At 50.6% G+C, this 26425-nt stretch carries 27 protein-coding genes; 24 read left to right on the plus strand and 3 right to left on the minus strand.

The features are described from left to right. Nucleotides 1-51: 51 nt before the first annotated feature. From BMY09_RS02730 to BMY09_RS02780, 11 genes are all read left to right on the plus strand, one after another. Complete coding sequence (locus BMY09_RS02730; protein ID WP_091353570.1) at nt 52-1254, plus strand: ABC transporter substrate-binding protein; 1203 nt, start codon at nt 52-54, stop codon at nt 1252-1254. A 149-nt stretch (nt 1255-1403) separates the two neighbouring features. Next, nucleotides 1404-2291 (plus strand): branched-chain amino acid ABC transporter permease, encoded by an 888-nt coding sequence (locus tag BMY09_RS02735; protein WP_091353573.1) that lies wholly within the window; start codon nt 1404-1406, stop codon nt 2289-2291. A gap of 24 nt (nt 2292-2315) precedes the next feature. Next, complete coding sequence (locus BMY09_RS02740; protein WP_091353576.1) at nt 2316-3245, plus strand: branched-chain amino acid ABC transporter permease; 930 nt, start codon at nt 2316-2318, stop codon at nt 3243-3245. A gap of 100 nt (nt 3246-3345) precedes the next feature. Beyond that, entirely contained in the window at nt 3346-4527 is a 1182-nt protein-coding gene (locus BMY09_RS02745; protein ID WP_091353579.1) for an acetyl-CoA C-acyltransferase, read from the plus strand. A gap of 513 nt (nt 4528-5040) precedes the next feature. Further along, nucleotides 5041-5337: a hypothetical protein gene (locus BMY09_RS02750; RefSeq protein ID WP_091353582.1), complete on the plus strand. Its 297-nt coding sequence runs from the start codon at nt 5041-5043 to the stop codon at nt 5335-5337. A gap of 107 nt (nt 5338-5444) precedes the next feature. Beyond that, nucleotides 5445-6308, plus strand: a complete 864-nt coding sequence (locus tag BMY09_RS02755) for a hypothetical protein (RefSeq protein WP_091353585.1) — start codon at nt 5445-5447, stop codon at nt 6306-6308. Between the two features lie 238 nt (nt 6309-6546). Then, nucleotides 6547-6936 carry a YybH family protein gene (locus tag BMY09_RS02760; protein ID WP_091353588.1) on the plus strand — a complete coding sequence of 130 codons (390 nt, stop codon included), beginning with the start codon at nt 6547-6549 and terminating at the stop codon, nt 6934-6936. Between the two features lie 383 nt (nt 6937-7319). After that, entirely contained in the window at nt 7320-7772 is a 453-nt protein-coding gene (locus tag BMY09_RS02765; protein WP_091353591.1) for a c-type cytochrome, read from the plus strand. Between the two features lie 69 nt (nt 7773-7841). Beyond that, nucleotides 7842-8066 carry a cytochrome b/b6 domain-containing protein gene (locus BMY09_RS22420; protein ID WP_091353594.1) on the plus strand — a complete coding sequence of 75 codons (225 nt, stop codon included), beginning with the start codon at nt 7842-7844 and terminating at the stop codon, nt 8064-8066. Next, the gene (locus BMY09_RS02775) at nt 8017-8514 is read left to right on the plus strand and encodes a cytochrome b/b6 domain-containing protein (protein ID WP_091353597.1); all 498 of its coding nucleotides are present in this window, start codon (nt 8017-8019) and stop codon (nt 8512-8514) included. Before BMY09_RS22420 ends, BMY09_RS02775 begins: the two co-directional genes overlap by 50 nt. Before the next feature lie 396 nt (nt 8515-8910). Beyond that, the gene (locus BMY09_RS02780; RefSeq protein ID WP_217647374.1) at nt 8911-10113 is read left to right on the plus strand and encodes an HD-GYP domain-containing protein; all 1203 of its coding nucleotides are present in this window, start codon (nt 8911-8913) and stop codon (nt 10111-10113) included. Between the two features lie 701 nt (nt 10114-10814). Here the strand turns inward: BMY09_RS02780 and BMY09_RS02785 are convergent. Then, entirely contained in the window at nt 10815-11246 is a 432-nt protein-coding gene (locus BMY09_RS02785) for a hypothetical protein (RefSeq protein ID WP_091353603.1), read from the minus strand. A 95-nt stretch (nt 11247-11341) separates the two neighbouring features. Between BMY09_RS02785 and BMY09_RS02790 the strand changes: the two genes are divergently transcribed. Beyond that, nucleotides 11342-11908, plus strand: a complete 567-nt coding sequence (locus tag BMY09_RS02790; RefSeq protein WP_139203123.1) for a hypothetical protein — start codon at nt 11342-11344, stop codon at nt 11906-11908. Between the two features lie 150 nt (nt 11909-12058). Here the strand turns inward: BMY09_RS02790 and BMY09_RS02795 are convergent, their stop codons facing one another. Beyond that, the gene (locus BMY09_RS02795; protein ID WP_175483419.1) at nt 12059-13018 is read right to left on the minus strand and encodes an alpha/beta hydrolase family protein; all 960 of its coding nucleotides are present in this window, start codon (nt 13016-13018) and stop codon (nt 12059-12061) included. 443 nt (nt 13019-13461) lie between these two features. Here BMY09_RS02795 and BMY09_RS02800 point away from each other — a divergent pair, with 443 nt between their 5' ends. From BMY09_RS02800 to BMY09_RS02810, 3 genes are all read left to right on the plus strand, one after another. Next, on the plus strand, nt 13462-13812 hold the full coding sequence (locus BMY09_RS02800; protein WP_091353612.1) for a putative quinol monooxygenase: 351 nt from the start codon (nt 13462-13464) through the stop codon (nt 13810-13812). Nucleotides 13813-13883: 71 nt separating this feature from the next. Then, the gene (locus tag BMY09_RS02805; protein WP_091353615.1) at nt 13884-14237 is read left to right on the plus strand and encodes a MerR family transcriptional regulator; all 354 of its coding nucleotides are present in this window, start codon (nt 13884-13886) and stop codon (nt 14235-14237) included. A 91-nt stretch (nt 14238-14328) separates the two neighbouring features. Then, nucleotides 14329-14727, plus strand: a complete 399-nt coding sequence (locus tag BMY09_RS02810) for a carboxymuconolactone decarboxylase family protein (RefSeq protein ID WP_091353617.1) — start codon at nt 14329-14331, stop codon at nt 14725-14727. Nucleotides 14728-14803: 76 nt separating this feature from the next. On the opposite strand, the gene BMY09_RS02815 is transcribed toward BMY09_RS02810, so the two are convergent. Further along, nucleotides 14804-15400 carry a helix-turn-helix domain-containing protein gene (locus BMY09_RS02815; RefSeq protein WP_091353951.1) on the minus strand — a complete coding sequence of 199 codons (597 nt, stop codon included), beginning with the start codon at nt 15398-15400 and terminating at the stop codon, nt 14804-14806. Nucleotides 15401-15674: 274 nt separating this feature from the next. Between BMY09_RS02815 and glnT the strand changes: the two genes are divergently transcribed. From glnT to BMY09_RS22425, 9 genes are all read left to right on the plus strand, one after another. Then, complete coding sequence (glnT, locus tag BMY09_RS02820) at nt 15675-17006, plus strand: type III glutamate--ammonia ligase (protein ID WP_091353619.1); 1332 nt, start codon at nt 15675-15677, stop codon at nt 17004-17006. Nucleotides 17007-17046: 40 nt separating this feature from the next. Beyond that, a complete protein-coding gene (locus tag BMY09_RS02825) occupies nt 17047-17952 on the plus strand; it encodes a class II glutamine amidotransferase (protein WP_091353621.1) in 906 nt (301 codons plus the stop codon). A gap of 11 nt (nt 17953-17963) precedes the next feature. After that, nucleotides 17964-18647 (plus strand): GltB/FmdC/FwdC-like GXGXG domain-containing protein, encoded by a 684-nt coding sequence (locus BMY09_RS02830; protein WP_091353624.1) that lies wholly within the window; start codon nt 17964-17966, stop codon nt 18645-18647. A gap of 22 nt (nt 18648-18669) precedes the next feature. Next, on the plus strand, nt 18670-19998 hold the full coding sequence (locus tag BMY09_RS02835) for an FMN-binding glutamate synthase family protein (RefSeq protein WP_091353626.1): 1329 nt from the start codon (nt 18670-18672) through the stop codon (nt 19996-19998). Nucleotides 19999-20165: 167 nt separating this feature from the next. Then, complete coding sequence (gene purU / locus BMY09_RS02840; RefSeq protein WP_091353954.1) at nt 20166-21035, plus strand: formyltetrahydrofolate deformylase; 870 nt, start codon at nt 20166-20168, stop codon at nt 21033-21035. 9 nt (nt 21036-21044) lie between these two features. After that, complete coding sequence (gene folD / locus BMY09_RS02845; RefSeq protein ID WP_091353956.1) at nt 21045-21908, plus strand: bifunctional methylenetetrahydrofolate dehydrogenase/methenyltetrahydrofolate cyclohydrolase FolD; 864 nt, start codon at nt 21045-21047, stop codon at nt 21906-21908. Nucleotides 21909-21954: 46 nt separating this feature from the next. Further along, nucleotides 21955-23199 carry an FAD-dependent oxidoreductase gene (locus tag BMY09_RS02850; protein WP_091353629.1) on the plus strand — a complete coding sequence of 415 codons (1245 nt, stop codon included), beginning with the start codon at nt 21955-21957 and terminating at the stop codon, nt 23197-23199. 10 nt (nt 23200-23209) lie between these two features. Beyond that, the gene (locus BMY09_RS02855) at nt 23210-23527 is read left to right on the plus strand and encodes a sarcosine oxidase subunit delta (protein ID WP_091353631.1); all 318 of its coding nucleotides are present in this window, start codon (nt 23210-23212) and stop codon (nt 23525-23527) included. Further along, nucleotides 23524-26424, plus strand: a complete 2901-nt coding sequence (locus BMY09_RS22425; RefSeq protein WP_091353634.1) for a 2Fe-2S iron-sulfur cluster-binding protein — start codon at nt 23524-23526, stop codon at nt 26422-26424. The genes BMY09_RS02855 and BMY09_RS22425 overlap by 4 nt, the downstream gene beginning before the upstream one ends. Nucleotide 26425: the final 1 nt, after the last annotated feature.

A 26425-nucleotide genomic window follows, 5' to 3' on the forward strand; every position in this document is an offset into this window, starting at 1 on the left:
CTAAACATGAAGTTCGATAAAAATAACAAGTTCTCAAGCAGGAGTGACAAAATGAAAGCAATGAAGAAGACCCTACTGGCTGTAGCGATGAGCGTGGCCGCAGCCACCGGTGTTCAGGCCGAAGGCATCTCTAACGATGTGGTTAAAATCGGTGTTCTGGCGGATATGGGCGGCGTATATGCTGATATCTGTGGCCAGGGCTGTGTTACCGCCGTCGAGATGGCGGTCGAAGATTTTGGCGGCACCGTACTCGGTAAGCCAATCGAGATTGTTAGTGCTGATGACCAGAACAAGCCGGATGTAGGCTCTGCGAAAGTGCGTCAGTGGATCGAAGATGAGAATGTTGATGTGGTAACCGGCCTGGTAGCCTCATCGGTAACAGGTGCCGTGACTAAAGTGCTGACCGACGCTAAGAAGATCGCGCTGATCTCGGCTTCTGCCAGTAATGCTTTCACCACTAAAGCCTGTTCTCCCTACAATGCACACTGGACCTATAACGTAGCGGCACTGGCAAACGGTACCGTTAAGCCGATGGTTGAATCCGGTAAGAAGAAGTGGTTCTTCATCACAGCAGACTATGCTTTTGGTCACGCGCTGGAAGGGATTGCCACTAAGGTTATCGAATCCAGTGGTGGTGAAGTCGTTGGGGCTGTACGCGCACCGTTAGGCACCACTGACTTCTCCTCTTATGTTCTGCAGGCGCAGGCTTCAGGTGCTGATGTGGTTGGTCTGGCAAACGCCGGTACTGACTTCGTTAACTCGCTGAAAACCGCTGCAGAGTTTGGTCTGACTGAAACCACTGATGTTGCTGGCTTGCTGGTATTCACCCCTAACGCCCAGGCGCTTGATCCTGCTATCGCTGCAGGCATGAAGGCGACTACTGGCTTCTACTGGGATATGGATGACCAGACCCGTGAATGGTCTGCCCGGTTTAAAGCGCGTCACGGTTCTATCCCTGCTATGCCGCACGCGGGTGCTTACTCTATGACCATGCACTATCTCAATGCCATTAAAGCGGCGGGTACGGATGACTCCGATGCGGTTATGAAGCAGATGAAGGCCACTAAGCCGGATGATTTCTTCGCCCGTAATGCCTACCTGCGTAACGATGGCCGGATGGTTCACGATATGCTGCTGGTGAGCATCAAAGATGCTGCAAGCCGTAAGTCTGCCGATGATATTTACAACATCGAAGCGACTATCCCCGGTGATGTTGCGTTTAATCCGATGCTGCCTGAGTGTGATTTCAAGTAATTCTTAAGCAATAGCCTGAAATCAGGAGGGCGTGCAGCGCCGCTGCATACCCTCCGGTCTTTTCATAAAAAGTAAGTCTGAAAGGACTGTATGTAACCGGCTTGAAGGGGACGGTTACATACACCATCTTTGCTTCTCTGGGTGATGTTATGGCGACGATATTTGGTATAAATCTGTTTGCGCTGTCGGGACAGCTGCTGGTGGGGCTGATCAACGGCTCATTCTATGCACTGCTGAGTCTCGGTCTGGCGATTATTTTTGGTCTGTTAAAAATCATAAACTTCGCGCAGGGCGCGATGTATATGCTCGGCGCTTTCTTTGCCTGGATGGCTCTCAATTATATGGGCATCAATTACTGGTGGGCGCTGCTGCTGGTGCCGCTGGCGGTTGGTGTTCTGGCGATCCTGATGGAGCGCTTTCTGGTGCGTCCCATCGCCAATGAGGATCACCTCTATAGTTTGTTGCTGACCTTTGGGGTCGCTCTGGTGCTGCAAGGGCTGTTTACCCATTTCTATGGTTCTTCCGGTCTGCCTTATCAGATTCCGGCTGAACTGAAAGGCGGTACCAAGTTACCGTTTATGTACCTGCCGAACTACCGAGCCTGGATCATCGTCAGCTCGCTGGTGGTCTGCTTCAGCACCTGGTGGGTGATCGAAAAAACCAAGCTGGGCGCCTATCTGCGAGCGGGTACGGAAAATCCTCAACTGATGCAGGGCTTCGGTATCAATGTGCCGCTGATCACCACGCTGACCTTTGGCTTTGGGGTGGCACTGGCCGCTTTTGCCGGGGTGCTGGCGGCGCCGGTGTATTCCGTGAGTCCGGAGATGGGCTCCAATATTCTGATCGTGGTGTTTGCCATTGTGGTTATTGGTGGGATGGGCTCGATTGGTGGGGCGATTCTTACCGGTCTGATGATGGGGGTCGTTGAAGGGCTGACGAAGTTTTTCTATCCGGAAGCATCCACTACCGTCATCTTCCTGTTTATGGTGATCGTGCTGTTGGTTAAGCCGGCCGGTCTGTTTGGTAAAGAGGCCTGAGCCATCTGGCAGGGGATAAATGAGATGATAAAAATAAATAAGCTCTATCTGTTTCTGATCGTCATAGCACTGGTGGCACCGAGCCTTGTCTATCCGGTTTTTCTGATGAAACTGCTGTGTTTCGCGCTGTTTGCCTGTGCTTTCAACCTGTTGCTGGGCTTTGTTGGCTTGCTGTCTTTTGGTCATGCGGTGTTTCTTGGAACCGGCGGTTATATCACCGGTTATCTGATGCTGCACACCGGCCTGACGCCGGAACTGGGAATTCTGGCGGGAACCCTGGGGGCCGGGCTGCTGGGTGCTGTTTACGGCAAGCTGGCAGTCAAGCGCGAGGGAATCTACTTTGCTATGGTGACCCTGGCGCTGGCGCAGCTGGCGTTCTTTTTCTACCTGCAGGCGCCCTTTACCGGTGGTGAAGATGGCTTGCAGGGGGTCCCCCGCGGAGCGCTGTTTGGCCTGATCGACCTGAATGATAACTTTGCTATGTATTACTTTGTGCTGGCGATCTTTATCTTCGGCTTCTGGCTGGTGCAGCGTACGGTGCATTCACCTTTCGGGCAGATCCTCAAAGCGATCCGGGAAAATGAACCCCGTGCGGTATCGTTGGGCTACAACGTCAATGATTACAAGTGGGTGGCCTTTATTATCTCCTCGGCGCTGGCAGGGCTGGCCGGTTCAACAAAAACGCTGGTATTCCAGCTGGCGTCGCTGACCGATGTTCACTGGCATATGTCAGGGGAAGTAGTCCTGATGACCCTGTTGGGCGGTATGGGCACCATCTTCGGACCGCTGGTGGGTGCCGGGGTGGTGATCTCGATTCAGAATATGCTTTCTGGCGGTGAGCTGGGCAACTATATTCATATCATCATGGGCCTTATCTTTATCGTCTGTGTGCTGGCATTCCGCAGCGGTATTGTCGGAGAGTTCCAGAAGCTGGTTAAAAAGAACTTTGGTTAACTATTATTAAGTTGAAAAGGGTGCCGCCTGGCGCCCTTTTTGGCTTATTACCTTTTGAGTAATTGCATTTCGTAACATGGTTGTGGGATTGGAGAGATTTATGAGTCAGGATTCAATTGTAATTGTCAGCGCGGCCCGTACCCCAATGGGTGGCATGATGGGGGCTCTGAGTGAGGTGCGCTCTCCTGATCTGTGCGCTACTGCGATTAAAGCAGCGCTTGAACGTGCGGCTCTTCAGGGCAGTGATATTGATGAAGTGATTATGGGGTGCGTTCTTCCCGCCGGGCTGGGTCAGGCACCCGCCCGTCAGGCGGCCCGCGCGGCGGGTATACACGATGGGGCAGGGGCCACCACGGTCAACAAGATGTGCGGTTCCGGTATGAAAGCGGTGATGCTGGCCCATGATCAGCTGAAAGCCGGCCAGGTCGATATTATGGTGGCCGGCGGCATGGAAAATATGAGCCTGTCACCCTATCTGCTGCCTAAGGCCCGTGCCGGTATGCGTATGGGACATCAGCAGGTAATTGATCATATGTTTTTCGATGGCCTGGAAGACGCCTACGAAGGCGGCCTGATGGGCAGTTTCGCCCAGAAGAGCGCCGATGATTTCAACGTCACCCGCGAGGCGATGGATGATTTCGCTATCGGCTCACTGGACAAAGCGCTGGCGGCCATTGAGAGCGGTGCTTTCAAAGATGAGATTGCCGCGGTGACAGTGAAAACCCGACAGGGTGACACGCTGGTTGATACCGATGAACAGCCGGGCAATGCCCGCAAAGATAAGATCCGTCAGCTGAAACCTGCGTTCAAAAAAGACGGTACCATCACCGCAGCCAACTCCAGCTCCATCTCCGATGGTGGTTCGGCGCTGGTGCTGATGCGTGAATCCGAAGCACAGAAACGCGGTTTACAACCGCTGGCTCGGATCGTCGCCCATTCAACCCATGCTCAGCTGCCCGCCGAGTTTACCATCGCGCCGATCGGTGCCATTGATAAAGTACTGACCCGGGCAGGCTGGAGCAAAGACGAGGTTGATCTCTATGAAATCAACGAAGCCTTCGCCGTCGTCACCATGCTGGCGATCAGTGAACTGGGGCTGGATGCGTCAAAAGTCAACGTTAACGGCGGTGCCTGTGCACTGGGTCACCCCATCGGCTCATCCGGTTCCCGCATTCTGGTCACGCTGCTCTACGCACTGAAAAATCAGGGTAAGAAAAAGGGCATCGCCTCGCTCTGTATCGGTGGCGGTGAAGCCACCGCGGTTGCGGTCGAGATGTTATAGACCGGTTGAGTGTTTAAAAAGGCTGATGCAGAGATGTGTCGGCCTTTTTTAATAAAGCTGAGAAAGTAGCTAGATCGCGGCTGCGCCGCTGGCTAGTGGCTAGTGGTTAGAATGTCACACAAAGCGTGACTTGCTCATTGCTTGAGCGTCAAAAACAGGGTGTCGCCAGGGGCGTGGGTTAGGGAAAGTGAAGATCTTTAAAACAGTGGCTTAATGCGCTTTTATCTTATCGCTTTCTATGCAAGTATTGATCAATCAAGGGGTAACAACACCTCAGCTCAGGGAGTCAGAGTGAGAATAAATCTTATTAATGGTCATTTTGTCGTATTTCTGCAGATATACGACAAACTGTCGTGTTTCCACAAAGTAGAATCTTTATATAAATCATTAAAATTCAGATGGTTGGGTGGGATTTCTAACCTGATTAGATACTGTGATATACGACAACTTGTCGTATTTCTCCAAATCCGTTGTCGTATATTTAGCTGTTAAGCGAATACGTTAAGGTGTGCGATGGAACATTTGACTATATATTTTAAACATGGATTGCGAGACATTATTCCTTATCATAATTATATTAAATTGGCTAAGGAAGAAATCGTAAGAGCAGGTCTAGGAGAATATCTCGGTGATGATATGGCAATTGATGGCGGTGACGCAGAGGCGGTCTTTTCTTGTGAAAATTCGATTGAATTATTTGAATATTTAAAAACAGGGTTGGTGGCTTTACCTTTCATGCGTGGCGCAAAAATTACACTTACTTTCGGTGAATTAGAAACGAAAGCACCCGAAAAGGTATTCTATATATGAAACATTACTCATCGCTTAACAAATAATTACAGCGGACATGCCGCTGAATGCGGCGTTATGCGGCAGGCAATATAGAAATATCGCCCTTTTTATGAAGAATGATGTGTATGGAAGAATCAAAAAGTATAAATAGACTCAAGAATAAGCTCATTAAGGAGTTACCTTTTTTTCCTAATGAAAAAAAGACATTGGAAGAGTTGGAGTCAAAGAATATAAATGAAGTAGTGATTCATTATCTTCATTGGCAGACTCGGCAAGTACCTGCAAGAATCAGAACGGTACACAGAGCACCCGAGTTAACTTCAGATAAGCGATACAAAACTCTAAAGGAAGACATCAATAGTCTTTTGGATAAAGTGAGGAATGGAGAATCGTTACATCCATTTTTATCTCACAGAGCACACCAGAAAGGGTATACACCTGTTCAGAGAGTTAAAGATGGTGAAGTCGATGGATGGGAAGATAAAGATCAAATTCTAAATACCAAAGGTTTTCATCATTTTCACCTTGATATGACCCTTGAACAATCTGGGCTATCGAAAAGAACGAATGAAGTCCTTTTCGCGTTTGTAGATAGAAAAAGTTTTCACGCTATAGCGATTTTTGACCACTCAGTATTTGAGCAATCAGATGCAAGTGGCTCTATGACTGATGAGCGAAAAAGGATGTGGGACGTCCATGAAAAATATGCAACTTTGGGAATGAAACCAGGGTCTGTGTATATGAACAATCCGATAATGACTTCTGGCCATCCCTTGTATTTGATTAGGTTGGCAGATCATTACACACGAAGAATTCTTGAAATAGATCCGAGGCTTGGTGAGAGGGAATTTGTAAACAGTATCTACAAGGAAGCTAATCTAGAACCACCTTCAAAATTTAATCTCGATTGGCATCTTGAAGGTTTGGACCTTGGTATCTTAGACAAGAAAAACAACGTATTTTTCAGCGTTAAGCAGGGGCATCTTTAAATGGCAGCGCATAACAAGTGGCAGCAACGGACTTGGCAACCTGTCACTTAAATTGCTGCGCAATTACGTGCCAAATCATAGGGTCAGAGTCATTGATCCAGCTACTTTAACTGAATCAGCTCTTTTCTCAGTGTGCTCTGTGTCCTCTGTGGTAAAAACGCTTTTGAATCGACAGCGCAGAATAAGGGGGTAGAGCCCTTTAATTCTCAGACGTTATGTATGAAGGAGAAATGAGAAAGTGAATCAACATCCCGTACAGCTTCAAATTGAAAAGGCAGACAAAGCTATAGTTGCTGAGAATTTCGATGCCCTTATGGATGTCTATACTGATGACGCAGTATTAGTTATAGAGCCGGGCCGGAATGCGGTGGGAAAAAGTGAAATCCGCAAAGCTTTTGAAGCTATAGCTGTATATTTCAAAAACGGGTTGCAAGTTGAGCAAAGCGGTATGGAGATATTAGAGTCAGGAGATACCGCTTTGGTGCTAGCAAATACTGTGGTATCTGGTCCAGGTTTTCCGGCCACTGAACGCAAGGCTACATACGTATTTAATAAATCGGCTAGTGGCGCATGGTTATGTTCTATCGACAATTCATATGGTCATGAGATTATCGGTAAAAATGCATAACAGTCAGCTTCACAGGATTCGCTCCTTCCGGTCGCTCACCAAATCACTGGGTCAGAGTCATTGATCCAGCTACTTTAACTGAATCAGTTCTTTTCTCAGTGTGCTCTGTGTCCTCTGTGGTAAAAACGCTTTTGAATCGACAGGGCAGAGTAATTGCCCCAGGTACGTTAACCTGAGCTTATTCCCAGAATGTTTTGAAGAATGCCTGTCCCTGTTTAGTGTTTAAAAGCGTTGTGCTGCATGCTGCAAGATTTTTTACTGCCTGGTGGTCACAACGATTGCATAACCTCCCTCCCGGAATTAGTATATTAGAAGTTTTGTATATAACGGGTCGCAATGACGCGCCCCTGAGTAATGCTTAGTTAATTCAATGGAGATTGAGAATGAAGCAAGTGGTTAAGGTCGTTTTATGTACAGCAATGCTGGCAACTATTTCAGCGCCAACAGTTGCAGAGGACGCGTTTAAAGACGAGATCAATGCCCGACAGGGATACTACAAGCTGGTTAAGTATAACTTTGGCATTCTTGGTGCCATGGTCAAAGGTAAAAAAGATTATGATGCCGGTGTTGCCGCGACCGCTGCCAATAACATCTATAACCTGAGCAAAGTGAATAACAGCATGCTCTGGCCGAAAGGTTCTGATAATAGTCAACTGGATACGACCAGGGCTAAACCGGCTATCTGGGAGAACTTTGATGATGTTAAAGAGAAGCATGGAAACTGGCAGGCTGCCGTTGAAAAACTGGCTCAGGATGCGGGCAATGGGAAAGATGCTCTTAAAATGAGCTTCGGGCCAGTGGGCAAAGCCTGTCACGACGATTACAAAGCAAAATAGTGTAGTCGGTCCGACGACCGGGTTAAGGCCTCTTCGGAGGCCTTTTGTTTGAAAGAAGAGTATTTCATCATGAGTAAAATGATAAACATCTGGGATATTCCCACCCGATTGTTTCACTGGTCACTGGTTGCCCTGTTTTTATTTCTGATTATCAGTGGTGATAGCGATGATCTGATGGAGTGGCATTTTTATGGGGGTTATCTGTTATCCGGTCTGATCGTTTTTCGACTTATATGGGGGGGGGCTGGGAACCCGTTACGCTCGTTTCAGTTCATTCAGCCTCAATCCGGTTAAGGCTCTCTCATATACCAAAGGGCTGTTAGGTGATGAGCACTCTGTTCACTACGGACATACACCCGCTGGCAGTATGATGGTTATCCTACTGTTAGGATTGCTGGGTATCCAGCTTGCCACTGGTATGATGTCCACCGATGATATTATCTGGAGTGGACCGTTTTATAACGCAGTTGGTGAAACAGTGTCAGCATTGGCTGGTGAGATACATGAAACCGTTCAGGGACTGCTCCAGTTGCTTGTCGGACTGCATATCCTGGCTATCGTTCTCTATAAGGTGAAATTTGGAGAGCCGCTGGTGCCGGCGATGATCCATGGAAGAAAGCTGAAGCAGGACCGGGATAACGCAGAACATTGCGAAAGGGAACCGGTGAGTATTATTAAGTTTCTGATCGCGGTAGTACCCGCTGCAGGATTCACCTACTGGTTATTCAGTATTCCAATCTGAAGTAGTCAGGGCCCTTTGTCAGGGTGAATCTGCGTTTTCTGTTATGACTACCAGCCGTTGTTTGCTTCATAATCTGAATCTGTCGTCTAAGCTCTGCTTAAAAAAACAGTTAACCCTTGCTCTATCTTAAAAGAGTATTAATAGAATTGAAAAATACCTGTCCCTGTTTAGCCCTGCTTTGAATTAGTCTCTTGCCTTTTCTGGAATGGGATTATTGTCTGTTATTTTGGGTACTGAAAAGTTGTTTTTTACTAGCTGGTTAGTTGACTAGTGTTGGTATGGATGCACTAATCTCTGTCTGCTTACTCAAGCCTGAGTCTAGATAAGGTAAATGGAATGAGAACCAATTTCGAACGGCGAACGGCGGTTCTGATCAGTCTTGTTAGTGTGATTCTTGTGTCAATCACCAGCCCGATCGCCTGGTATGTTGCAACAGAGGAAGCTGAGAGTGCGATAGTCTCGCTTGCCAATGAGGAGACGGAGCGTCTATTGGCTTACTACCATGTGCTGGATTTTTCAAATGAGATATCCAGAGAGGGGGCTCAGCAGGCCGCGGACATTTTAGCGGGCGGTTTCTTTGATATTGCGGAACTGTATGGCGCATCCGGTGAAAAGCTGGCTGAGGCAATGACTCCATCGGGGGCGAAGGTTGAAGACCAGTTAACTAAACACGCCATGCCTGTCTACATGGAAAGTTCCTACGAAAGTATGAAGCTGCCAGACGGTGACTGGGTTCTCAGAGTGTTTGTTCCGCTGCATTTTGTTAAGTCTGGCTCTGAATCATTAGCAGGCTATTTTGAAGGGGTACGCATTGTTCCTGATTGGCAGCGCAGACAGATAACTACGACTGCTTTTACGGCTGCCCTGATGGTTGCGTTAGCATCATTAATCTGTGGTGCAGTTCTCTATCCCATTGTTGTCTATTTATCTAAGGAAAACCGTCGCAGGGCAAAAGAGGTGCTTGATTCTCATATTTCTATGATGGAAGCCTTGGGTCGGTCTATCGCGAAACGTGATTCTGATACCGGTGTTCATAATTATAGAGTCGCGTGGGTTGCAACTAAGATTGCAGAAGCCATTGAAATACCCAAAGACAGTATGCAACCGCTGATCATCGGAAGTTTTCTTCACGATGTGGGCAAAATAGCTATTCCAGACTCTATTTTACTGAAGCCTGGCAGGCTGACGGATGATGAGATGGAGCTGATGCGTACCCACGTGGATCAGGGCGAATCTATATTGAAGGGGATCGGTTGGCTGGATGACGCCAGTACTGTGGTTGCCTGTCACCATGAAAAATGGAACGGAACGGGTTATCCCCGAGGGCTTAAAGCAGAGAGTATTCCGCTTGCCGCGAGGGTATTTGCCGTAGCGGATGTGTTTGATGCTCTCTGTTCTAAGCGTCCATATAAGGAGCCGATGTCTTTTGAGCAAAGTATGTCGATACTTATAAGGGACAGTGGCAGTCACTTTGATCCTGATATTGTTAAAGTGTTTGAGGGCATTGCTCTGGGTGTTTACAAGAGGCTGGATGGTATAGCTGAAAATGAGGCTAAAGCCTTGCTGCAAGAGCGGGTGAACTATTATTTTGGGTTGTAGGAAAAGTTAAAAAGATAGCGGTAAAAGATAGGACAGGCACTCTTTAAAAAGAAACAGGCTTTTCATGTGTTTAGAATGAGGCATCGTTTTATTTACACATGGTCAGGGATGAAAGAGATGCTAAGATATTTTGGAATCCCGCCTATGCAAATGAGTAAAAGATTGATAGCCGTGGACTGGTACCGAGGGACTGTGTTTTTCACGGGCAAGGCTATTATTTAAGAGCCGGGTGCGGTAATTCCCACATCCGGATCTGCGTGGGGACGCCCTTGGTAACGGGGGGCTCTACCATGACTATGTTGCTAGAAAATGAGCATCGAAAACGAGTACAAAAATATTACGGAATGGATCAATTCAGGTGGCAGTATATCTTTTGATCCGCAATACAATGGGAACTATTTCATTGTCGCCTCTTAAGAATCAAATATGATTGTAGCTTTTTGCTATGACGGAAAGTCGCTCAATAAGGCATTTGCCAAGCTCGATTATGCAATCAAGCGATACTTGGAACATGAAGAAATTGTTGATGAAATTAATCCATCTTAGTCGGCCTTGGCACTTAACCCAGTTTCAGACATGGCACTAACTCAGGTGGTGCCACTCCTCGTATCAGGTATTCGCAGAGCTGAAGGTTAGCCAAAGCCAAAGGGCCGGCTGAGTTCCGTGAGACGCTGGCTGGAGTGTCTGAATATGCAGCGGTATTAAAGCGTCTGCCAAACCTGAATCAGGCCGAATAAATGCAGCAAACCGATTGCCAGGCTAATCAGTGAGCTAAGGTACCAGAACTGATCACTGTTACCCGGGATTACCCGCTTTAGCAGGGGAAACGCAACAGACCTTAGTAGATATATTGCAGTGATAGCAAATAACACGACATTAACAAATGGCAGCCTGGGGATCGCGCCGGCACCTGAAAGCGCATAGAGCGACCAGATAACGAGTATTATCCCGATCAGAACAGCGACGATAAAAGGGTAACTGTTGCCCCGTGCAGCCATGTGAACCAATCGGTCTCCTGCGCCAAGTATCCGGAAACCGGGGGCACCCAGAAAAACGCAGGCAAAATGTAATAATGCCGCGCAACCGCTTGATATTGCCGCTACCATTAGCAGAACATTCGGTGAACTTTGCATAGAGAGAAATCCTTGTTGTGTTTAACATCTGCAATCCGTACAGGCCGACAGTGTAAATGAATATTCAACTGGTCAACATGGGGCCGGTATATTTTATGAGACTGAAACGAGTTATCAAATGGGTTGGCCAGTTTTTTCGTTGTTTGGCAAAAAGGGATGAAAGGATAGAAGAGCAGACTACCCATAGGTACAACAGAGGCGCTACTCTCTTATGTTGGTTGGGACTCTATCTTAGCATCGCGCTGGTTGCCGGTTGTGATGTTGTGCAAGTGGAGGGCCAGGGCAGTCAGCTTGAAAGCCTTCAGCTTGTCGCGCTGCCCGAAGCCAACGATCAATCATCCACAGCGGTAGACCTGGTTTTTATCTACAGCAGCCGTGCGGCAACATTGTTACCCAGCGATGCTGGAGAGTGGTTTGCTGCACGGGATGCTCTGAAATCGATACTCGGCCTTCAGGCTGACCTGGTCTCCCTCGAGATACCTCCAGGTGACTTTGTCGAAGAGGTTGATTTACCCGAGAGGCATCGGTCTGCAATCGATGTAGTGGTGTACTCGAACTATCTGAGCCAGAGAGGGCAGCAGCGGGTATCTGTCTCGGGGTTTCATAACCTCCAACTGGTTTTGAAAAAGGATCATATTGAGTATCTTGAGGTGATGGAGTGAGTGGCGCTCTTTGAATTACAGGGCAGGCTGGTGGGCTCTGCTTCTCTTCTACCTGGGATCAAAAACGCCGCTGACCCAATGAACGCCAAAAGGTTATGAAGGTTTTAAACCGGTTGTTAGCACTGTTATGCAGCACCCGGTTGGGAGAGATTAAGCGTCCGTTTTCTGTTGCCCAAATACACGCGCAAAAAAGTGCCCAATCGTTTCATTCAGCTTTTGGTGAACCGATACCCGATCAACATTTTTGCTGTCTTCACACAAAAACGGAACAGCGTGTTTCAGGGCTTCCGGGCAGGGGGCCATAAAGACAAAGTGACCCGCATCTTTGATCACCTCGTTAGCTGAGGTGTTGCCAAGAAATTTCTCAAAATGCTGAGCGTTGTAGCGGTTATCCAGCTCCTGGTCTTTTTCTGCACTAAACAAGCGGACCGGAATATCGAGTTCTGCCAGCGATTGCTCAGAGAACAGCGGCCCATACGCGGGTGCAAGCAGCACGATAGCTGCTAGCTGATCAATCTTTTGCTGTGGCAGTTGGTCTGCGATAGTGGCAAAACGCTGGGTTGCTTCAGGTGAACATAACAGAGCATCATTAATCACTGCACTGCAGTAAGCGGTTAAACCTGATGGGTCGGGCTGCACACCGCTGGCTGCCAGCGCGGTGTAACCCCCTAAGGAATAGCCAATAACGCCGACACGAGGTTGCAGAAAGCCTGCCTTAAACTGCGGATGATTTAAGAGCCGGTCGCTGATTAAGCGGAGATGACGTGGCCGTACCACTAACGGATCGAATGCTGGTTTACCTGACTTTAGGCCGGGTAAGTCTGGATGGGTTGGCGTAGCCACCACAAAACCCTGGCGCGCAAGAAACTGAGCCGTATCATTGTGACCCAGAAAACTCCCTGAAAAACCATGGGAGATCAGTATCAACCCATGAGTGCTGGTGATTGGTCTGGCGCCACGGGCCACATTCAGGGTTGCCGGTCCCACCGTCTCAGCCTTCGCTCTCTCCAGAGTGGGGTACCATACCGCAACGTCAATGTCGTAATCCAGCTCTGGGTCTGATACCTGAAGTATGTTGAAGCCCACATTCCACTCATCGGCCTGGGCCATTCCGCCTGCGAGGGAATAAGAAACAGTAGTGAATATCATTAAAATTCGGGCAAGTAAGCTCATTGTTTTTGTCGTTTAGTCTGAAGCGAAAAGGGATATCACTCAAAGCAGGGAGGGACCCTGAATAGGGTAAACGCTCACCATCCATAGCGATTCATCGCGTTATTAGAGGCGAACTGGCTAAAAATAACAATAACAAATAACAAGGGGTTATTTGCAACGGTTATTGCCAATGCACAGAGGTGCTGCAGAGGCTTTGATATGGACACTAAATCAGCTCATACAAAGTAGTGATTCAATTGGTCAATACCTTCTTTCTTTGATCAATCTCTGAGTTATGGGTAACGGAATAGATTTTTTATCGTAACAACTCACTGAGCGTTTCACGTCGCCCAGGTTTTCATCTACTATCATTCGACCTACTGATAATGAAAGGAAAACCGATGACCAGCCGCGTATATGTGATCGCCCAGTTTAAGCCGAAACCAGGTAAAGAGTCAGAGCTGTTTGAGGTGCTTAAGGCGCTGGAGCCCGATTCCTGTCGTGAGGAGGGGTGTATTCAATATCGGCTGACGCGCCAGATTGATCATCCCAGTGCTACCCGTAATGAATACTCAATCGTTTTCAATGAGATCTGGAAGGATGCAGACGCCTGGTCAGCCCATGGACGCAGGGCACAGATTCAGCATTTCTTTGAAACCCAGGTTCAGGCCGAAGCGGGGTTGGTTGAGGATGTTATTGTGACCGCTTATTCCGATGAGAGTGCCGATTACGATGCCCCTGTGTTTGAGTGAGACAGATCTCTTTGGACGAGATCTCTGTCTGCCAGTGTTGTATCGCTAATACTTAAGAAAACGACCTTACCGTGAATATTTCAACATTTTCAGCGTTGACCGGGCTCTCTTCCCATACCCTGAGGTATTACGAAAAGATCGGCTTGTTGTCGAATATCTCCAGAGATGCCAGTGGGCATCGGCGCTACTCTTCGAAGGATGTGGAGTGGGTCCGTTTTATCAACCGACTGAAGGACACCGGCATGCCGTTGGCGGAGATTCGTCACTATGCTGAACTGCGGGAAGCGGGCGATGCGACCTTTGATAATCGTTGTCATTTACTAGAGCGGCACCGCGATGCTCTGAAATTACGTTTGCAAAGAGAGCAGGAGCATCTGCAGGCGCTGGATGCAAAAATAGCGTATTACCAATCACATAAACCCTGAACGATTAGCCGCTGAAGTCTTAAAATGCTTGACTTAGAGCATGCTCTAACCTTTAGCCTTGTTCCATACACTCACACAGGAGCAATGGAAAATGGCATTAACACGGTATGAATCAGGGTTAGAAAAGCTTACCGAGATCGATGGTGACGCCGGGCAACGGGTGATTGACAGCCTGCAGTCAGTTTGCCCCGATCTGGCTCGCTATACGATTGAATTTCCCTTTGGCGATATCTATCAGCGCCCCGGGCTGGATCTTAAATCACGGGAGATAGGCACGGTTGCAGCGCTAACAGCGCTGGGCAACTGTGCTCCACAGTTAGCTGTTCATATTAATGGTGCATTGAATGTTGGTTGTACTGCTGAGGAAGTTATTGAGGTGATACTGCAGATGGCGGTGTATGCGGGATTCCCAGCGGCTTTAAACGGTATGTTTGTCGCCAAAGAGGTGTTTCTGAGCCGGGGCCTGATACAGGACCCCGCGGCTGAATAGACAGTGGCAGGCCCCGCGGTATTGCCGGGGCCTCTCTGTATCTGTATTCGGGCAGACACCCAGTCGTCTGAGTCACTCAGCTTTTATCATCATAATGGATAATTGAGAGCAGCTTGATCGGAACCTCTAACAACTCCTCTGGCCCGTGGGGGATCTCGGCATCAAATGTCAGGCTGTCGCCGGGCTTCATATCATAGAGATGGTTACCGTGGCGGTAGCGGATCTTGCCGCTCAGAAGATGGATAAACTCCTCCCCCGGGTGAGAGAAGGTTGGGAACACCTCAGACAGATCATCCATGGTGATCAGAAAGGGTTCGAAGTTTTTCTTGCCGCCCCGCTGGTAGGTCAGCAGTTGATAGGTATGGCCTTTCTCGGTTCCTCTGCGAACTACTTCCAGACCTTCGCCCGCTTTGGTGAACTGTGCACCCCCTTCCGGACGGTCAAAATCATTAAACAGTTTTGACATCGGCATCCCCAGTGCAGAGCAGAGGCGACTGAGGGTTTCAAGGCTGGTGGAGACCTGGGCATTTTCTATCTTACTGACCATCCCCTGACTGATGCCGGAGATGCGCGCGACATCGGTAATTTTTAACCCCTCTTCAAGCCGGGCCTTTTTTACTTTCATACCGATATATTGATCGAGTTCGAACTTCTGACCTTTGTGTTCTGCCATCTGATTGCCCTTTCTTGGGGCGCTGTGAACCAGCTTTGTGCGCCTGTCCATGCGGCCTGAGACTATTATTGAGATCCCTTATATTCCCACAAAGAATTTTTTTTTACCAGATCCATATAAATCAACAAGTTATCCTGTCAGGAAATAAATATTCATAAAAAGAACTTTTTTGGCACAGGCGTTGCTTTCTCATTAAGCATAAAAAATTACTGTTAAGAAATATATGGATCTGCTCCTTATCAGAGCAGAGCTCAGCATCAGACGGAGGGCTACCATGCCACAGGATTCAGAAAAGTTTATTGCGGATAACGACATTAAATATGTACTGGCTCAGTTTGTTGATATCCACGGCGTTGCGAAAACCAAATCAGTACCGGCGAACTGCCTGATGGATGTTGTTGAAACTGGCGCGGGTTTCGCGGGTTTTGCTGTATGGGGCATGGGCATGGAACCCCACGGACCTGACTTTATGGCCCGGGGTGATCTTAACACACTGTCTATCGTTCCGTGGCAACCGGGATATGCGCGGATTGTGTGTGAAGGGTATGTTAACGGGGAACCACACCCCTATGACAGCCGGGTGGTGCTGAAGCGACAACTGAAACTGCTGGAAGATAAAGGCTGGACGCTGAATACCGGGCTTGAGCCGGAATTTTATCTGTTCGAGCGGGACAGCAATGGCGGCCTGAAAACCGTGGATGATACCGATACTCTGGCTAAACCCTGCTATGACTATAAAGGCTTGTCCCGTTCACGGGCATTTCTGGAAACCCTGGTTGAATCCCTGCAGGCGGTTGATTTTGATGTTTATCAGATCGACCACGAAGATGCCAACGGGCAGTTTGAAATCAATTACACCTACGGCAACGGCCTTGAATCAGCGGACCGTTTCACCTTTGTACGTATGGCTGCAGGGGAGATCGCCAATGATATGGGGATGGTCTGCTCCTTTATGCCGAAGCCCGCATCGGATCGTACCGGTAACGGCATGCACTTCCACCTGTCAATCTGTGATGAAAACGGTAAAAACCTGTTCAATGATGACAGCGATGTGAATGGTATGGGGCTGTCGAAAATGGCCTATCACTTCACTGCAGGTCTGTTGCATCACGCTAAGGCGCTGTGTGCTTTCGCCGCGCCAACTGTTAACTCCTACAAGCGTCTGGTGGTGGGCGGTTCAGCGTCCGGCGCAACCTGGGCGCCAGCTTATATCGCTTATGGCGACAACAATCGTTCAGCGATGGTGCGGGTGCCGTATGGTCGCCTTGAGTTCCGTCTGCCGGACTCAGGTTGTAACCCTTATCTGGTGCATGCAGCCATTATCGCTGCCGGCCTGGATGGTATCGAACGGGAACTGGATCCAGGCAAGCCTGAGAACATCAATCTTTACGCCCTGACGGAAGCACAACGGGAGGAGAAAGGGATCGATATTCTGCCGCAGAATCTGAATGAAGCGATCACGGCCCTTGAAGCGGATACCGTTCTGACAGAGCGGATGGGGAAAGAGATTGTTGCTGAATTTATCAAAGTTAAACGCGACGAGTGGATCGACTACAGCCGGCATGTATCCGACTGGGAGATTAACCGTTACGCAGAATTCTTCTAAGCCCGGAAGGCTTACATTGTCGATTTAAGAGGACATAACTATGTGTGGAATTGTTGGCCTTTATCTGAAGAACAAGGCTCTGGAAAGTCAGCTGGGTGCGCTGTTTGAGCCGATGCTGATCGCTATGACGGATCGCGGCCCTGACAGTGCGGGTTTCGCTATCTACGGCGATGAGGTTGCCGATGGCAGTATCAAGCTGACCCTGCGGCATGCGGATGAAAACTATGACTGGGCTGCGCTGGCTGAAAAAGCACAGAGCGATCTGAATGTGGGTGTTGAGTGGTTTAAAAACAGTAAGGTTGCGGTGTTTAAACTGCAGACCAGTGCCGCTATCGCTGAAGCTTTTATTAAAGAGACGGCGCCTGACGTGCTGATACTCAGTGCCGGCCAGTCCATCGAAATTCTCAAAGAGGTGGGATTGCCCGAAAACATTGCTGATACCTTCAATCTGAAGGGGATGAAAGGCAGCCATATTATCGGTCATACCCGTATGGCGACTGAATCTGCGGTCACCATGGAGGGTAGTCATCCGTTCTCTACCGGGATGGATCTCTGTCTGGTGCATAACGGTTCGCTGTCAAACCACAACCGTCTGCGCGAAGAGTTGAAGCGCGAAGGGATTGTTTTCGAAACCGAGAATGATTCTGAAGTTGCAGCTGGATATCTGACCTGGCGTTTGCAGCAGGGCGATAGTCTCAATGAAGCCCTGACCAACTCGCTGAAAGATCTGGATGGTTTCTTCACCTTTACCATTGGCACCCGGGATGGCTTTGCAGTACTGCGCGATCCGATCGCCTGTAAACCTGCGGTGATGGCTGAAACCGATGATTATGTTGCCATGGCATCAGAGTATCAGGCACTGACTACCCTGCCGGGTATTGAAAATGCCAGGATCTGGGAACCAGAGCCAGCCACTATCTATGTTTGGGAACGCAGCAGCCACTAAGGAGCGACATGATGAAAACAATCAACCTAACAGAACAGAGCGTCCGCGACCTTAATCAGGCGCTGCATGATCAGGCTATCGAGTGTACCGAGCGGGAGTGGGAAGTACTGGAACCGAAAGGTCAGCACAATATCGCCTGTGGACTGGATCAGAATATCTCGGTCGATATCAAAGGCCCGACTGGTTACTACTGCGCGGGTATGAACAAGAAAGCCCACGTTACGATCCACGGCAATGCCGGACAGGGTGTGGCCGAAAATATGATGTCAGGTACCGTGCGGGTGAAAGGGGATGCGTCCCAGGCAGCCGGTGCGACCGCCCACGGTGGTTTGCTGGTGATTGAAGGCAACGCCGCCGCCCGTTGCGGTATCTCCATGAAAGGGGTGGATATTGTTGTTAAAGGCAATGTCGGTCACATGAGTTGTTTTATGGGGCAGGCGGGCGCGCTGGTGGTGTGTGGTGATGCCGGTGATGCGCTGGGGGACTCGCTCTATGAAACCCACATCTATGTCAAAGGTGAGGTGAAGTCACTGGGGGCCGACTGTATTCAGAAGGATATGCGTGAAGAGCATATCGAAGAGCTGACCGAACTATTGAATCGTGCCGGGGTGGATGAAGATCCAACCGCGTTCAAACGTTACGGCTCTGCCCGTCAGTTGTACAACTTTAAAGTGGACAACACTTCCGCTTACTAAGGCTGATTTCGAGGACAAAAAGATGAGTGAAGATATTAAAGTAAAAGATGGTCTGCGAGAGTCAGCAACGTTTGATCGTAATACGATGACCGAGATCCGTCGTGCTGCTGAAACCGGTATCTATGATATCCGTGGTTTCGGCGCCAAGCGCAAACTGCCACATTTTGATGATCTGCTGTTCCTGGGGGCGAGTATGTCCCGCTATCCTCTGGAAGGTTACCGAGAGAAGTGTAATACCTCGGTAACGCTGGGAACCCGCTATGCGAAAAAACCGATTGTGCTGGATATCCCGGTGACGATTGCCGGTATGAGTTTTGGTGCACTGTCTGCCAACGCCAAAGAAGCCCTGGGGCGCGGAGCATCACTGATGGGCACCTCAACCACCACGGGTGACGGCGGTATGACCCCTGAAGAGCGTGGTCAGTCCAGCAAGCTGGTCTATCAGTACCTGCCATCCCGTTACGGTATGAATCCGGATGATCTGCGTAAAGCCGATGCCATCGAAGTGGTTCTGGGGCAGGGGGCCAAGCCTGGCGGCGGCGGTATGTTGCTGGGTCAGAAGATCACTGACCGGGTTGCTAAAATGCGCACCCTGCCGATGGGCGTGGATCAGCGCTCTGCCTGCCGTCATCCCGACTGGACCGGTCCCGATGATCTGGCGATTAAGATTCAGGAGCTGCGTGAGATTACCGACTGGCAGGTACCGATCTACATCAAAGTCGGTGCCACCCGGACCTATTACGATGTCAAGCTGGCGGTGAAAGCGGGTGCTGATGTGATCGTCGTCGATGGGATGCAGGGCGGTACTGCAGCCACTCAGGATGTGTTTATCGAACACGTCGGTATTCCGACGCTGGCGGCTATTCCTCAGGCAGTACGTGCACTGCAGGAGATGGGGATGCACCGCAAGGTACAGCTGATCGTTTCCGGTGGTATCCGTAACGGTGCTGATGTTGCCAAGTGTATGGCGCTGGGGGCGGATGCGGTGGCGATCGGCACAGCGGCACTGATCGCACTGGGATGTAACCATCCAATGTATGACGAAGAGTTCAAAAAGATCGGCTCGGCAGCAGGTTTCTATGATGATTACCATGAGGGTAAAGACCCGGCGGGTATCTCCACTCAGGACCCCGAGCTGATGAAACGTCTTGACCCTGTTGATGGTGGTCGTCGTCTGGCGAACTACCTCAATGTATTGACACTGGAAGCCCAGACCCTGGCCCGTGCCTGCGGTAAGAATGATCTGCGTAACCTGGAACCTGAAGATCTGGTTGCCCTGACGGTCGAGTCGGCGGCGATGGCGAATGTGCCCCTGGCGGGTACCAGCTGGATTCCAGGAAAGGGCTATTAGAAGCACTACTAAAGGGCGCTACTAGAAAGAGCATTACTGAAAGCGCTGCGAAAAAGCTAAACGCATACACAAAGTGGAACCGACACGGGATGCACCAGCATCCTGTGAACGGCACCCCTTTGCCTGAATAGATGAATAATGAACCGGAGACTATGGAGTCTGCCATCATGAGTAAGTACGAAGCAGATAATGAGATTGTATTAAAAGCCAGCTGTGTTGCTGGAAGTGGAATCGTTGCAAAAGTCACTACCTTCCTGGCTGAGCGGGGCTGCTATATCAGCGAACTAGCGCAGTTTGATGATGAAGACAGCGGTAACTTTTTTATGCGAGCCCGTTTCCATGTGGAGAATGGCGGCTACCAGATCAGCGATCTGCAGAATGAATTCCCTGAAGTGGCGGCCAGCTTTGATATGAAGTGGGAGATGGTCTCCGTTAAATCACCGATGAAAACCCTGATTATGGTGAGTAAGTTTGACCACTGTCTGGATGATCTTCTCTATCGCCTCCACAAGGGTGAGATCAATATGGAGATCACTGCGATCGTCTCTAACCACAAAGACCTGCGGCCTATGGCAGAAAGGGAGGGGATCCGCTTTGTCCACCTGCCGGTAACCAAAGAGAATAAGCTGGAGCAGGAAGCTGCACTGCTGGCGATTGTCGAAGAGACCGGCTCTGAACTGGTGGTGCTGGCGCGTTACATGCAAATTCTCAGTGATGGCCTGTGTCAGCAACTGAGTGGCCGGGCGATCAATATACATCACTCATTCCTGCCCGGTTTTAAAGGGGCCAAACCTTACCATCAGGCCCACGCCCGTGGCGTGAAGCTGATCGGTGCTACCGCGCACTATGTCACCTCTGATCTGGATGAAGGTCCGATTATCGAGCAATCGGTTCAGCCGGTAGATCACACCTTCAATGCCGATGCGCTGGTGGCCGTGGGACGGGATACCGAAACCGTCGCGCTGGCCCGGGCGGTCAAACTGCATACCGAACACCGGGTTTTCCAGGATGGTAATAAGACCGTTGTTTTTAAATAGGTGCTGACCATGACCCTTTTAATCGATGGTAAGAAGATCTCAGCGGCCGTAGTAGAACAGCTGGCGATCGATACTAAAACCTTTATCGCTGAGTTTGGTGTGACACCGGGGCTGGCAGTGGTACTGGTGGGAGATGACCCTGCCAGTCAGGTCTATGTGCGCAATAAAGTAAAACAGGCGACGGCGGCTGGCTTTCATTCCACCGAACATCGTCTGCCAGCGGACACCGGCCAGGAAGAGCTTAACGCACTGGTTGAACAGCTGAATAACGATCCCTCGGTTCATGGCATCCTGGTGCAGCTCCCCCTGCCTGAGCAACTGAATGAACCGGAGATCATTCGTCTGATTGCGGCGGAAAAAGATGTTGATGGTTTCCATCCGCTTAATGTCGGGGCGCTGGCCTCCGGTATGGCTGAGCTGATCCCCTGCACCCCGATGGGTTGCATGATCATGTTAGAAAAGACACTGGGCGATCTGTCAGGTAAACATGCGGTGGTGGTAGGGCGCTCAAACATTGTCGGCAAGCCGATGGCGGCGCTGCTATTGCAGGCAAACTGCACGGTGACCGTGGTTCATTCCCGCTCTGCCGAAATCGAAGCGATCTGCCGTCAGGCGGATATTCTGGTGGCGGCGGTCGGGCGCCCCGAGATGATCAGAGGCAGCTGGATTAAACCGGGCGCAACGGTGATCGACGTGGGGATCAACGCGGTTGAGAAAGATGGCAAGCGACGTCTGGTCGGCGATGTGGCGTTTGGTGAGGCGAGTGAAGTCGCGGGGGCGATCTCTCCGGTGCCTGGAGGTGTCGGACCAATGACGATCGCCTGCCTGATGAAAAACACCCTCACAGCGGCACGCCAACAGGTCTCTGCATGATCCCATTAGCTGATACAGAATGCGATATTGAATGGAGGAGAGGTCGATGCCTTTCTCATTACTGAAATACGGTCTGAATAAAGACTACCCATTTGAACAGAATGCAGATCTGCCAGCGCCCTCAGCGCTGAAATCTCACTACGATGTAGTGATTATCGGTGGCGGCGGTCACGGTGTAGCCACCGCTTACTATCTGGCGAAATACCATGGTATTACCAATGTTGCAGTGCTGGAGAAAGGCTATCTTGGGGGCGGAAATACGGCCCGGAATACGGCGGTTATCCGTTCTAATTATCTCACCTCCGAAGGGGTGAAGTTTTATAGCGAATCAGTGAAGCTGTTCCAGGGGTTATCTAACGAGTTTGATTTCAACATCATGTACTCCCGTCGGGGACAGCTGACCCTGGCGCATTCAGATGCCGCAGTGCGGGGGTTCCGGCAGCGTACTGAGGTGAATAAACACTTTGGCGGCAAAACCGAGCTGATCGATCCACAGCAGATTCGTGAGCTGGTACCGACCCTGAATATGAATCCTGCGGATCAGCCGGTTCTGGCTGGTCTGTGGCATATCGACGGGGCTACAGCACGCCATGATGCGGTGGCCTGGGGCTATGCCAAGGGTGCTACACAGCGGGGTGTTGAACTACATCAACTGACCGAAGTGACCGGTGTCACTGTCGAGCAGGGAAAAGTGACTGGCGTCGAGACCAATCGCGGCAAAGTCAGCTGTGGTTGCGTCGTACAGGCGGTGGCCGGAATGAGTTCAGTGGTGGCCGCGATGGCGGGTATTCGTATGCCGATCACTACCTATCCACTCCAGGCGATGGTGACCCAGCCGGTTAAACCGTTCCTTGATCCGCTGGTCAGCTCTCCGGCACTGCACTGCTATGTACAGCAGACTGGTCGTGGCGAACTGGTGTTCGGCGGTGGCTCTGATCCCTATCCCCTTTACAGCACCCGTTCCACCATGGATCTGAAAGAGAGCTTGCTGGCCCATGCGGTCGAGCTGTTTCCCTTTATGGCCAATATGCGGCTGATGCGTCAGTGGGGCGGTCTGACCGATATGACATCTGATTACAGCCCGATTATGGGACTCAGTCCGGTAGATAACTACTATCTTGATGCGGGTTGGGGAACCTGGGGCTTCAAGTCCACACCGATCTGCGGCAAAACCATGGCCGAGCTGGTCGCCACGGGCAAAGTGCCTGAACTGATCGAGCCCTTTGCCATGTCGCGCTTTGATACATTCCGACAGGTTAACGAGATGGGCGCTACGGCGGCCAGCCACTGAGGAATCTGCAATGAAGATTATTAATTGTCCTCTGAACGGACCCCGAAACAGCAGCGAATTTGTCCATGGTGGCGAGCTGCGTGAGATGCCGGACCCAAACAACTGCACTGACAGGGAGTGGGCCGAGTATGTGTTTTACAGCGATAACCAGATTGGCGTGATTACCGAATGGTGGCTGCACGCTCCGTCAGGCTATTGGTTTATCGCCGAACGGCATACCGGCAGCGATGAGATTTTGCGAACTTACGATCCCTCTGAAATCTTTACCAAACGGGTCGAGTTCAGTGCGAAAGCAGAGAGCAGTCAGTCTGAGGAGATTACCGCATGAGCAGCGAGAAGCGCCTAAAGGCCCCGATGGGGTTGCTGATCGATCGGGAGAAACCGCTGTCGTTCAGCTTTGAAGGTAAACAGTACCGGGGTTTTGCAGGCGACAGCATTGCCAGTGCATTGCTGGCTAATCAGCAGTGGCTGATGTCCCGTTCGTTTAAATATCACCGCCCCCGTGCGCCTCTGACCATGGCCGGTCAGGATGCCAATACCTTAGTACAGCTGGGCGGTGAGCCCAATGTACTGGCCGATCGTGAGATGATTCGCGAAGGGATCAGTGCCGAGGGTCAAAACTACAACGGTACCCTCGAAGGGGACAAAGATGCCTATCTCGGCCACTTTGGTCGTTTTATGCCGGTGGGCTTCTACTATCGCAGTTTCTTTAAGCCGATGGGCGTGTGGGATAAATGGGAAAGTTTTATCCGTGATAAAGCGGGACTGGGCAAACTGGACCTGACGTTTAAGCCGGAATACTACGATAAAAAGTATCTGTTCACCGATGTGGTTGTTATCGGTTCCGGCCCGGCGGGGCTCAGTGCTGCACTGAAAGCCGCCGATGCCGGAGCTAAAGTACTGTTAGTCGAGGAGATGCCGCTGTTAGGCGGTGCGCTGACCTATAACCGCTTCGATATTGCGGGGCAGCAGGCGGACTCTCTGCGTTGCGAGCTGATCGACAAGGTCACCGCCCACGACAACATCGAGGTGATGACCGATACGGTGTGCAACGCCTGGGTTACCGATAACTACCTGCCACTGATCAGAGGCAAACGATTTTATAAGTTGCGGGCTAAGGAGTGCATCGTTGCATCCGGTGCCTATGAGCAGCATGTGGTGTTTCGCAACAACGACCTGCCGGGCATTATGCTGTGCAGCGCGGTGACCCGGCTGATGAAACTCTATGCGGTCAGACCGGGCAGCAGGGCGGTCGTGCTGACCGGCAATGATGATGGTTATCTGACGGCGCTGGAACTGCTTGAAAATGGTGTTGAAGTCGCCGCCATTGTTGATCTGCGATCTGAACACCCCTGGCCGGAACTGTTGGGCGCCGTGAAGCAGAAAGGGGTGCAGGTTATTCAGAACAGCACCGTTTATGAAGCGTTACCCTCCAAAGGCAACAAACATATACGGGGCGTTGATATCCGCACTATCGTTGGCGAAGGCGAGGTTAGTGAGTTCAGTACAACACTGGAGTGTGATCTGCTCTGTATGTCAGCGGGTTATATGCCAGCTTATCAGTTGCTGTGTCAGGCGGGTGCGCAGCTCTCCTATAACGATGATGCCGCAGAGTTTACCCTGTCCGGGCTACCCCAGGGGGTGCACATTGCCGGTTCTGTGAATGGCTTACATACACTGGAAGCGGTACTGAATGACGGTGCGAATGCTGCGATCCGCGCACTGCGCCGTCTGCAACTCAGTGATGAGTCTGAACAGCCGGTCAGCTGTCTTGCCAAACCCAATTTCAGCTGGCCAATCTTCAGCCATCCCAAGGGTAAAGATTTTGTCGATTATGATGAAGATCTGCAGGCTAAAGATATCGTTAATGCGACCCGTCTGGGGTACCGCGATGTGCAGCTGGTGAAGCGTTTCTCAACCGTGGGTATGGGACCGTCCCAGGGCCGTCATTCAGCTCTGCCAACCGCCCGGCTAGTGGCGAAATCCACCGAGCGGACGGTAACGCAAACCGGTGTGACCACCGCACGACCACCCTTTGCCCCGGAAAAACTCGCGCATGTTGCCGGACGTATCTTTGATCCACGACGACACACCGCGATGCATCATCGTCACCTGGAACTGGGGGCGAAGATGATTCCGGCGGGGAACTGGCGCCGGCCTGCGTTCTATGGTGATGCCGCTCAGCGGGATCGCTGGATTCGGGAAGAAGCTGAGCATGTGCGTTCCAGAGTAGGGCTGATCGATGTCAGCACCCTGGGGGGGATAGAGATCAGGGGGGCCGATGCGGCTGAGTTTATGAACCGGATCTACACCTTTGCCTTCCTGAAACAGCCGGTAGGAAAGACCCGCTATGCGGTGCTGACTAATGAGCACGGCGTAGTGATCGATGATGGGGTTGCCTGTCGTATCAGCGAGGACCATTTCTACGTGACAGCCACCACCAGTGGTGTTGAACGGGTCTACCGGGATATGACCAAGTGGAATGCACAGTGGCGTCTTGATGTCGATATTCTGCACGTTACCTCAGCGTTTGCTGCGGTTAATCTGGCCGGACCTGATGCCCGTAAAGTGCTGCAGCAACTGGTGGATGATGTCGACCTCAGTGCCGAAGCGTTTCCCTATCTGGCCTATCGGGAAGGCCATGTTGCGGGCATTCCTGCGCGACTGTTACGGGTTGGCTTTGTCGGTGAACTGGGCTATGAGATCCATGTACCGACCCGCTATGGTGAAGCACTCTGGGATGCGCTGATGGATGCAGGTAAAGCGTTTGATATCCGCCCATTCGGGGTAGAAACCCAGCGTCTGTTGCGACTGGAGAAAGGCCATCTGATTGTCAGTCAGGATACCGATGGTATGAGCCATCCCGGCGAGCTGGATCTGACCTGGGCGGTGAACCGCAAGAAGCCGTTCTTTGTCGGTTGTCGTTCGGTGGATATCGTAATGGCTCAGCCACAAACGAGAAAACTGGTGGGCTTTAAACTGCCGCTTAACAGCACTAAACCGGAAGAGGGCCATCTGGTGCTGAAAGGGGATAAGATTACCGGCAATGTCACCTCCTGCGAGTACTCATCAGCCAGTCAGGCGATTATCGGTCTGGCCTTTGCGGACATTGCAGATAGTGAACCGGGCTCCAGAATTAGTATTCGCGTAGAGGGTGAAGAGATTATGGCGGATGTGGTTAAACTGCCGTTCTATGATCCTGAAAACCTGAGACAGGAGATGTGAT

Origin of the sequence: Amphritea atlantica (assembly GCF_900111095.1) — a bacterium.
Taxonomy (GTDB): Bacteria; Pseudomonadota; Gammaproteobacteria; order Pseudomonadales; family Balneatricaceae; genus Amphritea; species Amphritea atlantica.